This window comes from Streptomyces sp. NPDC048353 (assembly GCF_055587165.1).
On sequence record NZ_JBVJGU010000006.1, the window covers coordinates 82,440 to 93,112 of the forward strand.

Sequence of the window (10,673 nt, forward strand, 5' to 3'; positions counted from 1 at the left end):
ACCCCGGAAAAACCGGCACTCGGCCCCAGGCACTCGACACCAGCCTCCCGACATCCCGCTTCCGGCATCCGAAGGACACACGAACGGCGAACACCCCATGAGCAGGCGGCACGACGGCAGACGCCCGCCACCTGCGTTTCCCGGAAAGGTGCACCTCATGAACACCCATCGCGTCAGGGTCGCCGCCCTCACCGGAGCCGGTGCGCTCCTCTTCCCCCTGGCCCTCGCGCTCGCGCCCGCGGCCCACGCGGGGCCCGTACAGGAACCGTTCGGGCCCGCCTGCGCCTCGCTGCCGACGAGCGGCGAGGGCAGCGCCGCCGGAATGGCCGACGACCCCGTCGCCACCGCGGCGTCGAACAACCCCGCCCTGTCCACGCTGGCCGCCGCCGTGCAGAAGGCCGGTCTGGTGGACACCTTGAACAACGCCGAGGACATCACCGTGTTCGCGCCGACCAACGACGCGTTCGCGAAGATACCGAAGGCCGATCTGGACAAGATCCTGAACGACAAGGAGCAGTTGACCAATCTCCTGACCTACCACGTCGTGGACGAGACGGTGACGCGCGACAAGCTGCCGAACGGATCGTTCACCACCCTGCAGGGTGACCCGGTGACCACCTCCGGTTCCGGGAACTCCTTCAAGGTGAACGACTCCGCGCAGATCGTCTGCGGTGACGTGGAGACGGACAACGCGACGGTCCACGTCGTCGACACGGTCCTCATGCCGAAGCCGTGACGCCAGCCGCCGCCCGCCCCGCCGCCGGGGCCCCGCCCAGAGGGGGGACATCGCGTCCCCCCTCTATAGGCTGCCCCCATGGCGAGGACGAACAAGGCGGCGCGGCCGGACGCGACGGCGGGTGCCGCCCCCGGGGGCCGTGAGCTGCAGGCCTTCGCGGTACGGCTGCGGTTCCTGAACGGCGAGATGAACCGGTTGGCCCACTCCTTCGCGGCCGCGCAGGGGCTGCACGCCACCGACATCGCGGCGCTGGCCGCGATCCTGGACGCCGAGACCCCGCTGACCCCGGGCCGGCTGCGCGAACACCTCGGGCTGACCTCGGGGGCCGTGACCGCCTGCCTGGACCGTCTGGAACGGGCCGGCCACGTCCGCAGGGCGCGGGAGAGCGCCGACCGCCGGGTCGTCCACCTGCATTACGCGGCCGGTGCCCGGTCGGCCGCCCGCGCGCACTTCATGCCGCTGGCGGCGGCGACCGCCCGCGCGCAGGAGGGGTTCAGCGACGAGGAGCTGGCCGTCGCCCTGCGCTTCCTCACCGCCCTGAACCACGAGCTGGAAGAGCTGCGCGAAGCGCGCTAGTCCTGGCGCGCACCCCCGGTCCCGTACCCGCGCATCCCGTAACCCCGCGTCCCGTACCTCCGCATCCCGTAACCCCGCTTCGTCGCACGGCGCGTCGGCGTGAGAAAGTACTTCAATCATTGAGATACTTGATGATTGAGTCATCGCGCCTTCGCCCGCCTCTCATGGAGTGCCATGTTCAGCTTCGCTTCGGTCGCCCGGTGGACGGTGCCCGTCCTGCTCCTGCTCACCTGGCTCGGCATCGGCGGGACCCTCGGCCCCTACGCCGGGAAACTCGGCGAGGTGGCCACCAACGACCAGGCCGCCTTCCTGCCCCAGAACGCCGAATCCACTCAGGTGATCGAGGCCGGCAAGGACTTCCGCCGCCAGGAGACGCTGCCCGCGATCGTCGTCTGGACCGCCTCCTCCGACGCCCGGATCACGACCGGACAACGGCAGGCCGCCACCGCGGCTCTCGCCTCCCTCGACGGGACGCCCGGCACCGCGGGCAAGGCCTCCCCCGCGCTGCCGTCCGCCGACGGCCAGGCGCTCCAGGGAGTCGTACCGCTCCGGCCCGACCTCGGTGAACAGTTGCCGGACGCCCTGGAGCGGATCCGGACGGCGACGGAAACGGTGCCCGGCACCATGGCCCGGATCGCCGGGCCGGCCGCGAGCCAGGCCGACCTGTCCGACGCCTTCGCCGGGATCGACGGACTGCTGCTCGTCGTGGCGCTGGTGACCGTCCTGGTGATCCTCCTGCTCGTGTACCGGAGTCTGCTGCTGCCGTTCGTCGTCATCCTCGGCGCCGTCTTCGCCCTCGGTCTGGCCTGCGCGGTCGTGTACGCGCTCGCCGACCGCGATGTCGTGCGCGTCGACGGACAGGTCCAGGGCATCCTGTCCATCCTCGTCATCGGCGCCGCCACCGACTACGCGCTCCTCCTCACCGCGCGCTTCCGCGAGGAACTGACCCGCCACGCGGACCGGTTCACAGCGATGCGCGCCGCCCTGCGCCGGTCGTCCGGCCCGATCACGGCGAGCGCCGCCACCGTCGCCCTGGGGCTGCTCGCGCTGCTGCTCAGCGACCTCACCAACAACCGCGCGCTCGGACCCGTCGGTGCCATCGGCATCGTCTGCGCCGTGCTGAGCACGCTCACCTTCCTGCCCGCGGTCCTGGTCCTCCTCGGCCGGAGCGCGTACTGGCCGGCCAAGCCGAAGCCCGCGGACGGCCACGGCGTGTGGGGGCGAGTGGCCGCGCTGGTCGACCGGGCCCCCCGCAAGGTCTGGGCCGTCACCCTCGCCGCCCTGCTCGCTTGCGCCGCCTTCGCACCCACCCTGGACTCCCGGGGCGTGCCGCTCGACGAGATCTTCGTGAACGACGCACCCTCCGTCGCCGCGCAGGCCACCCTGGCGGAGCACTTCCCGGGCGGCTCCGGGAACCCGGCCGTCGTCCTCACCGACGCCGACCGGCTCCCGCAGGTGCGGCAGGCCGCCGAGGGGACCGCGGGAGTGTCCTCCGCCGCCCCCCTGACCGCGTCGGGGCGGCCGGGCGGCGGAGCCCCGCTGGTCGTGGACGGCAGGGCCAGGATCGACGTCACCCTCGCGGCCCCCGCCGACAGCGACGCGGCCAAGGACACCGTCGCCCGCCTGCGCGAGGCGGTGCACGCGGTCCCCGGCGCGGACGCGCTCGTCGGGGGCTACACCGCCCAGCAGTACGACACCCAGCAGACGTCCGAGCGCGACCGCATGCTCATCGTCCCCGTCGTCCTGGCGATCATCCTCGTCATCCTGATCGGACTGCTCAGGTCGCTCGTCATGCCCGTCCTGCTGATCGCGACGGTCGCCCTCAACTTCCTGGCCACCCTGGGCGTGTCGGCCCTCGTCTTCCAGGGCGTCTTCGGCTTCTCGGGCACGGACGCCTCGGTCCCGCTGTACGGCTTCGTCTTCCTCGTGGCCCTCGGCGTGGACTACAACATCTTCCTGATGTCCCGCGTCCGCGAGGAGTCGCTGGCCCACGGGACACGTCAGGGGGTCCTGCGCGGCCTCACCGCCACCGGCGGCGTCATCACCTCGGCCGGCGTCGTCCTCGCGGCGACCTTTGCCGCCCTCGGCGTCGTCCCGCTGGCGTTCATGGTCCAGATCGCGTTCATCGTCGCCTTCGGCGTCCTCCTCGACACCCTCGTCGTGCGGTCGCTGCTCGTACCGGCGCTGGTCGTGGACATCGGCCGGAAGGCGTGGTGGCCCGGGCGGCTCAGCCGGGCGGAGGCCGGCGAGGACACGGGCGCGGCGGCGCCCGGCGGGGGAGCCTGACCCGGCGGCCGCCGCGGACGGGCCCTTCGCCTGAGGGCCCGCTCCCCCGCCCCCCCCGTTCTCCCCGTCCCGCGTTCTCCCCCGTCCCCCGTTCGGTCCAGCCGCGTGGCGGCGCCTGGCATCGCGGGACCGCTCGTGGTCGGCTGGGCGGGTGCGGCAGGGCTCCGCACCTTGGGCGCGTGACGGGACGGGGCGAGGAGCACGGATGACCACCCAGCAGAACGGGACGCGGCCGGGGGCGGGCACCGCCGACACGATCGTCGTCGGCGCCGGCCTCGCCGGCCTGGCCTGCGCCCTGGACCTCGGCAGGGCAGGGCAGCGCGTCGAACTGCTCGAGGCCTCCGACGGCGTCGGCGGCCGGATGCGCACGGACCGCCGGGACGGGTTCCTCCTCGACCGCGGCTTCCAGGTCTTCAACACCTCCTACCCCCAGGTGAAGGCGCGGCTCGACCTGCGGGACCTGCGCCTGCGGCCCTTCACTCCGGGGCTCGTGGCCGTCACCCCCACCGGCCGCGTCCGCCTCACGGATCCGACGCGACGCCCGGCCGAGGCGGCCAACCTGCTGCCCGGGCGGGCCCTGTCCGCCCGGGACCTGGCCGTCCTCGCGGGGCTGACGCTCGGCGACGTCCTCCTTCCGGTCGGCAGGCTCAGGCGGCGGGGCGACACCTCCACGGCGGCCGTGCTCGACCGCGTCGGACTCTCCTCGGACGTCGTCGACGACCTGCTGCGGCCGTTCCTGGCCGGGGTGTTCCTCGAAGAGGAGCTGGAGACCTCGGCCCGCTTCTTCCACCTCGTGTGGCGCAGCATGGCGCGCGGGACGCTCTGCCTGCCCGCCGACGGCATCGGCGCCGTGCCGGCCCAGCTCGCCCGGGGCCTTCCGGACGGCGTGCTCCGGCTCGATGCGCCGGTCGCCGAGATCACCGAGGCGGGCGTGCTGCTGGCGGACGGGCGGGAGCGGGCCGCGGCCACGGTCGTCGTGGCGACGGACGCCCTCACCGCGGCCCGCCTGCTCCCCGGCCTCGCGGTGCCGGACACCCGCACGGTGACGACGTATTACCACGCGGCCGAGGCGTCGCCGCTGCCCGAGCCGATCCTGGTGGTGGACAGCACCCTGGCCGTCCTCAACACCTGCGTCCTCTCCGAGGTCACTCCGACGTACGCCCCGGCCGGCACCTCCCTGGTGTCCACCTCCGTGCTCGGCGCCGGGCCGCCGGGGGGTGAGCCCGCGGTACGGGAACGCCTGGCGGCGCTGTACGGCACCGACACGCGGGGCTGGGAGCCCGTCGCCGCGTACACCGTGGACGCCGCGCTGCCCGCGATGCGGCCGCCCTGGCCGCTGAGCCGGACGACCCGCTTCGCGGCCGGCCGGTACGTCTGCGGCGACCACCGCGCCACCGGCTCCGTCCAGGGCGCGCTGGCCTCCGGCAGCCGGGCCGCCCGGGAGGTGCTGGCCGACCTGCCGGTCGCGGCCGGGGCGGCGAACCGTACGCGGGGGGAATGAGCGGCCGGGTGTGCGGGCGTCCGCGAGACGGCGGCGGAGGCCGCGCGCATCCGTAGCCGGGTCCGGCCCGGAAGAGTCGGCGTCGAGCGGCACCCGACGGGAGTGAGGCGTGGACATCAACGGTGCGCGTGTGCTGGTGGCGGGCGCGACGGGCGTCATCGGGGGCGCGGTGGCGGGCGAGCTCGCCGAGCGGGGCGCCCGACTGGCGCTGGCCGGGCGGGACCCCGGCCGGCTGGCGCGCGCCGCCGCGCGGCACGGCGGCTGCCCCACGGTCTCCTTCGAGGCGTACGACCTCGACGGGTGCGCCCGCGCCATGGAGACGGCGGCCCGGGAACTCGGGGGCCTGGACGCGGTGCTGACGGCGTTCGGCTCGGTCGCCTTCGGCCGGGCGGGCGAGGTGACGGACGCCGTGGCCGAGCACCTGATGACGGTGAACTTCGCGGCGCCCGCGGCGATGCTCCTGGCGGCGCTCGGGATCCTCGGGGGTGTTTCGTCGATCGGGCCGGACACCGCGAACCCGGCAAGATCGGCAGGACACCCCCTCGGCCGGGGCGGTGTCCTCGCCGCCGTCACGGGGGTGGTGGTGGAGCGCCCGCAGCCGGCGATGGCCGACTACTGCGCCTCCAAGGCGGCGTTGAGCGCCTGGCTGGACGCCGTGCGCCGCGAGGTGCGTGACGACGGCGTCCGGGTCCTCGACATCCGTCTCGGCCATCTGGAGACCGGCTTCGCCGACCGGGCCGTCAGCGGCAGCCCTCCCCCGATGCCCGCGGGGGGCGATGTGGCGCTCGCCGTACGGACGGTGGCCGAGGCGCTGGGCTCGGAGACCGAGCGCGTGCGGTGGGACGGCCACTCCCCGGTCCTGGAACGGCGGGCCCGGTGAGCCGCGAGGCCGGAACGTCCCGGCGGGCGGGGCCCGGCGGCGGCGGGCGGGACCGGGTGGACGATGTCGTCATCCTGGGCGGGGGCGCGGCCGGGCTCAGCCTCGCGCACTGGCTCACCCGGACGGGGACGACGGCGCTGACCGTGGTGGAGGCCCCCGACGGCCCGCTGCGGCCGGCTGAACGCACCTGGTGCTCCTGGGACGACGGGCCCGGCGAGTTCGAGGAGGCGGTGGCCGCCTCCTGGCCGCGGATGCGGGTCCGCGCGCCGGACGGCGGCGTCGTCGAAGCGGCGCCCGCCCCGCTGCGGTACCGCATGCTGCGGTCACGGGACTTCGAACGGCTGGTCCACGCCCGGTTGGCCGCGCACCCGACGGCCCGCGTGCTGCGCGCCACGGCCCACACCGTACGGAACGTGCCGGAGGGGGCCGAGGTGCGGTGCGCCACCGGGGACGGCCGGACGCTGACCCTGCGCGGCCGGTACGTCTTCGACTCGCGGCCCCCGCCCGGGCTGCCGCCCTCCCGCACGACCCTCTTCCAGCACTTCCGCGGCTGGTTCGTGCGCACCGCGTCCCCGCGCTTCGACACCGGGGTGGCCGACCTCATGGACTTCCGGGTGCCCCAGCCCCGCCACGGGCTCGCGTTCGGCTACGTCCTGCCGCTCGGCCCGGAGCGGGCCCTCGTCGAGTACACCGAGTTCTCCAGGACGCCGCTGACCACGGCCGCGTACGACGAGGCCCTGCGGCACTACACCGGGAACGTGCTCCGTCTGGGGCCACTGGGGGTGGACTCCACCGAACAGGGGGTCATCCCGATGACCGACGCGCGGTTCCCGCGCCGGGTCGGGCCCGCCGTCTTCCGCATCGGGGCTGCCGGCGGGGCCACCCGGCCCGCGACCGGGTACACCTTCGCGGCGGTGCAGCGGCAGAGCCGGGCCATCGCCGCCGCGCTGCGCGACGGCGCCGCGCACGTCCCCCGCCCCCACGCCCGCCGGGCGCTCGCGATGGACGCCGTCCTGCTCCGGGCGCTCGACACCGGACGGATCGACGGACCCGAGTTCTTCACCGGCCTCTTCCGCCGCGTCCCGATGGAGCGGCTGCTGCGTTTCCTCGACGGCCGCAGCACGCCGTGGGAGGAGTTCGGCATCGGTCTGCGCACCCCCGTCGGTCCGATGCTCCGCACCGCCGCCGAGCTTCCGTTCCTGCCCCGCCGTGCCGCCAGCCGACCCGAGGAGAGCCGTACATGACGCTCCTGCGCGACCGCGACCTCGCCCGCGCCTTCGACCACGCCGCCCCCTCCTACGACCGCCTCACCGCGCTCAACCCCGGCTACCGCACCGACCTGCTGCGCTCGGCGCACCGGCTCGGCCTCCCCCGCGGGGGCGCCGGCCTGCGCGTCCTCGACCTCGGCTGCGGTACGGGTTCGTCGACACGGGCCCTGGTGCGGGCCGCGCCCCGCGCGCGGATCGAGGCCGTCGACGCGTCGGCCGGCATGCTGGAGCGTGCCCTCGCGAAGAGCTGGCCGGCGAACGTGCGCTTCCGGCACCTGGCCGCCGAGGAGCTGCTCACCGCCGAGGACCGGGAACCGTACGACGCCGTCTTCGCCGCCTATCTGTTCCGCAACGTCACCGATCCGGACGCCGTGCTGCGCGCCGTCCGTGCGCTCCTGCGCCCCGGCGGCCGGCTCGTGGTGCACGAATACAGCCTCAGCGGTTCACCGCTGCACCGCGCCCTGTGGAACGCGGTCTGCGCGGGGGTGATCGTCCCGGTGGGGACGGTGAGCGGCGACGGGGGGCTCTACCGCCACCTGTGGCGCAGTGTGCTGGACTTCGACACCGCCGAGGCGTTCGCGGCCCGGGTCACTCGCGCCGGGTTCCCCTTCGTCCGCGCGCTGCCCGTGGCCGGCTGGCAGACCGGCATCGTCCACACCTTCGTCGCCGGCGACGCCGTGCGGCCCGCCCCGGGCCCTGCCCGATGAGGGCCGTGCACCGGCCCCGCGCCGCCCGCCCCGGCCGCGACCCCCGGGCCGAACTCCTGCTGCCCGCGCCGGGACGGGAACACGTCAGCGGCGAGCCGCCGAGTACCGCCGTCGTCGGCGGCGGCATCGCCGGCCTCGCCGCCGCGACGGCGCTGGCCGAACGCGGGGTCCGCGTGACGCTGTACGAGCGGGAGACGGCGCTCGGCGGCCGTCTCGCCGGCCGGCCCGTCGACCTGGCGGACGGATCGGGCGCGACGATGAGCCGCGGCTTCCACGCCTTCTTCCGCCAGTACTACAACCTGCGCGGTCTGCTGCGCCGCGCGGATCCCGGTCTGCGCGCGCTCACCCCGCTGCCCGACTATCCGCTGCGGCACCGCGACGGGCTGACCGACAGCTTCGCCCGCGTCCCGAGGACGCCGCCGTGGAGCGCGCTCGGATTCGTCGCCCTCAGTCCGACCTTCGGCTGGCGCGATCTGGCGTCGATGAACCCCCGGGCGGCGCTGCCGCTGCTCGACGTCCGGGTGCCCGAGGTGTACGAGCGGTTCGACGGCGTCAGCGCCCGCGATCTGCTGCGGGACATCCGCTTCCCCGAGGCGGCGCACCACCTGGCGTTCGAGGTCTTCTCCCGCAGCTTCTTCGTCGACCCGGCCGAACTGTCCGCCGCCGAGCTGCTGCTGATGTTCCACATCTACTTCCTCGGTTCGTCCGAGGGCCTGCTCTTCGACGTGCCGCGCGAGCCGTTCCCGCAGGCGCTGTGGGAGCCGTTGGGCCGCAGGCTGGAGCGGCTGGGCGTACGGCTGCGGACCGGCACGGCGGTCGGCGGCGTCCGGCCGCTCGACGACGGTGGGCTGGCCGTCGACGCCGAGGGGACGTCCGACCGGCACGAGGCCGTCGTCCTGGCCCTGGACGCGGCGGGCCTGCGCGCGGTGGTCGGCGCCTCACCGGGCCTCGGCGACGCGAACTGGCGGGAGGACATCGCCGCCCTGCGCACGGCACCGCCCTTCCTCGTCTCGCGCCTCTGGCTCGACCGGCCGGTCCGCGCGGACCGGGCCGGTTTCCTGGGCACCAGCGGCTACGGCGATCTCGACAACATCAGCGTCCTGGACCGCTGGGAGGGCGAGGCCGCCCGCTGGGCCGGGCGTACGGGCGGCTCCGTGGTCGAACTTCACGCCTACGCCGTGGACGGGGACGCCGAACCGAAGGAGGTGCAGGAGCGTCTGGTCTCCCAGCTGCACGAGGTGTACCCGGAGACCCGCGATGCCCGGATCGTGGACGCCCATCACGAATGGCGCTGCGACTGCCCGGCGTTCCCGGTGGGCGGCTACCACCGCCGGCCGACCGTGCGCACCCCGCACCCGCGCGTCATGGTGGCGGGCGACCTGGTCCGCACCGGGCTGCCCGTGGCCCTGATGGAACGCGCGGCGACCTCCGGCTTCCTGGCGGCCAACGCCCTGCTCGCCGGGTGGGGGGTGCGCGGCCAGGCGCTCTGGACGGTGCCGCGCGCCGGGCGCTCGCGCGCGCTGCGGGCACTGGCCACGTTGGGGAGGGACCGCTGAGACGGACGACGGGCCGGGGCCGGGGCTTGTCCGGACGAACCGGCATACGCGGCCGGGAGCGTAAGAAGGCCGCTCCCGGGCGAGGCGTTCCGCACGGCGGCGGGAGGCGCCCAAAACGCCCTGGGGCCTCCCGCCGTCGCGGGCGTGGTCAGCCAGGGAAGCGGCCGGTGCTGCGCAGGGACCAGCGGCGCTCGGCGTAGGCGAGGTCGTCCCGCCACAGGCGGCCGGCGGTGCGGCGCATCAGCGGGCGCAGCACGGGTGCCGCGGCCCGGGCCAGGGCGAAGCCCCGCCGGTCGGAGGCCGCGACGACCGCCTCGATCACGGCGGTGCGCGGGGCTCCGTGCCCCCGCGGGGTCAGCGGCGTGGCATGCGTCTCGACCACCGACCCGGCGCCCTCGCCGTCGGTGATGCGCATGAGGACCGTGCGGGGCGTGGGCGCGGTGAACTCGGCCCGTACCGGCACCACGAGGCTGCCCGCGACCCGGAACGAGACGTCGACGGCGAACGCGTCGTCGTCCTCGCCGCCGTGCGGGGTCCCGGCCACCCGCAGGTTGACGAAGGCGTAGGGGTGCAGCCAGGAGCCGTGCCAGGGATCGAGCCGGTTGGCGACCACGTCCTCCGGCTCGCACCGTCCCACCGCCGTGAACACCGCGTCGACCGAGCTTGCGCTCCTCGGCCGTTCCGGCACCATCGGCCGCTCCGAGGGGGGTTCGCCGCCGACCGTGTCGAGGCGCACCCACACCAGCACTCCGTCGTCGTGGACGGGGAACGGCTCCCACCCGGCGTACGCACCGCCTTCGAGGGCCAGCCCGTGCCAGTGGCACACGAGCGTCCCGCACACGACCCTGCTGTCGCGCAGCGGAGCCCCCAGGTGGGGGCAGGCGCCCGGTCCGCCGCGCAGCCCGCCGTCCTCGCCGCGCCACAGGACGACCTCCACACCGCCGACGGTCCTGCCGTACGCCCGGCCGCCCGCCTCGATCTCGCGCGAGGCGCCGACGACGAACCAGTTCCCCGACGGCCTGGCGGTGGCGCGCTCGAGCGCTTCGGCGATCAGGGCCGGTTTCGCCTCCCGCCACGGGGAGGGCTGCCGCTCCCAGGCGGGAGCGCGGCGCACCCGCAGCGGCGAGGTCCACGGCTTCCTCCCGCCCCCGCCGCCCGGCCTT

At 75.3% G+C, this 10,673-nt stretch carries 9 protein-coding genes; 8 read left to right on the forward strand and 1 reads right to left on the reverse strand.

Annotated features, from left to right (window positions below; all coding sequences use genetic code 11):
- The first annotated feature begins 157 nt into the window (after positions 1 to 157).
- The 8 genes from ACZ6RC_RS22315 (at position 158) to ACZ6RC_RS22350 (ending at position 9,510) form a co-directional block, all read left to right on the forward strand.
- Positions 158 to 736, forward strand: a complete 579-nt coding sequence (locus ACZ6RC_RS22315) for a fasciclin domain-containing protein (RefSeq protein ID WP_391133097.1) — start codon at positions 158 to 160, stop codon at positions 734 to 736.
- 78 nt (positions 737 to 814) lie between these two features.
- Positions 815 to 1,312, forward strand: a complete 498-nt coding sequence (locus ACZ6RC_RS22320; protein WP_469585941.1) for a MarR family winged helix-turn-helix transcriptional regulator — start codon at positions 815 to 817, stop codon at positions 1,310 to 1,312.
- A 174-nt stretch (positions 1,313 to 1,486) separates the two neighbouring features.
- Positions 1,487 to 3,598, forward strand: coding sequence for an MMPL family transporter (locus tag ACZ6RC_RS22325; protein WP_469585945.1), 2,112 nt, complete (start codon positions 1,487 to 1,489; stop codon positions 3,596 to 3,598).
- Positions 3,599 to 3,803: 205 nt separating this feature from the next.
- Positions 3,804 to 5,099 carry an NAD(P)/FAD-dependent oxidoreductase gene (locus tag ACZ6RC_RS22330; RefSeq protein WP_469585948.1) on the forward strand — a complete coding sequence of 432 codons (1,296 nt, stop codon included), beginning with the start codon at positions 3,804 to 3,806 and terminating at the stop codon, positions 5,097 to 5,099.
- 109 nt (positions 5,100 to 5,208) lie between these two features.
- The gene (locus ACZ6RC_RS22335) at positions 5,209 to 5,979 is read left to right on the forward strand and encodes an SDR family NAD(P)-dependent oxidoreductase (protein ID WP_469585950.1); all 771 of its coding nucleotides are present in this window, start codon (positions 5,209 to 5,211) and stop codon (positions 5,977 to 5,979) included.
- Positions 5,976 to 7,223, forward strand: a complete 1,248-nt coding sequence (locus tag ACZ6RC_RS22340; RefSeq protein WP_469585952.1) for a lycopene cyclase family protein — start codon at positions 5,976 to 5,978, stop codon at positions 7,221 to 7,223. Before ACZ6RC_RS22335 ends, ACZ6RC_RS22340 begins: the two co-directional genes overlap by 4 nt.
- Entirely contained in the window at positions 7,220 to 7,954 is a 735-nt protein-coding gene (locus tag ACZ6RC_RS22345) for a class I SAM-dependent methyltransferase (protein WP_469585954.1), read from the forward strand. Before ACZ6RC_RS22340 ends, ACZ6RC_RS22345 begins: the two co-directional genes overlap by 4 nt.
- A complete protein-coding gene (locus tag ACZ6RC_RS22350) occupies positions 7,951 to 9,510 on the forward strand; it encodes an FAD-dependent oxidoreductase (protein ID WP_469585957.1) in 1,560 nt (519 codons plus the stop codon). The genes ACZ6RC_RS22345 and ACZ6RC_RS22350 overlap by 4 nt, the downstream gene beginning before the upstream one ends.
- A gap of 148 nt (positions 9,511 to 9,658) precedes the next feature.
- Here ACZ6RC_RS22350 and ACZ6RC_RS22355 read toward each other — a convergent pair whose 3' ends face one another.
- Positions 9,659 to 10,630, reverse strand: a complete 972-nt coding sequence (locus ACZ6RC_RS22355) for a DUF5914 domain-containing protein (RefSeq protein ID WP_469586737.1) — start codon at positions 10,628 to 10,630, stop codon at positions 9,659 to 9,661.
- Positions 10,631 to 10,673: the final 43 nt, after the last annotated feature.

What these genes read in the sequence shown, in the direction of transcription:
- ACZ6RC_RS22320 (WP_469585941.1), top strand. Translation starts at nt 815, where the DNA reads ATGGCGAGGACGAACAAGGCGGCGCGGCCGGACGCGACGGCGGGTGCC.
- ACZ6RC_RS22315 (WP_391133097.1), top strand. Translation starts at nt 158, where the DNA reads ATGAACACCCATCGCGTCAGGGTCGCCGCCCTCACCGGAGCCGGTGCG.
- ACZ6RC_RS22345 (WP_469585954.1), top strand. Translation starts at nt 7,220, where the DNA reads ATGACGCTCCTGCGCGACCGCGACCTCGCCCGCGCCTTCGACCACGCC.
- ACZ6RC_RS22330 (WP_469585948.1), top strand. Translation starts at nt 3,804, where the DNA reads ATGACCACCCAGCAGAACGGGACGCGGCCGGGGGCGGGCACCGCCGAC.
- ACZ6RC_RS22325 (WP_469585945.1), top strand. Translation starts at nt 1,487, where the DNA reads ATGTTCAGCTTCGCTTCGGTCGCCCGGTGGACGGTGCCCGTCCTGCTC.
- ACZ6RC_RS22350 (WP_469585957.1), top strand. Translation starts at nt 7,951, where the DNA reads ATGAGGGCCGTGCACCGGCCCCGCGCCGCCCGCCCCGGCCGCGACCCC.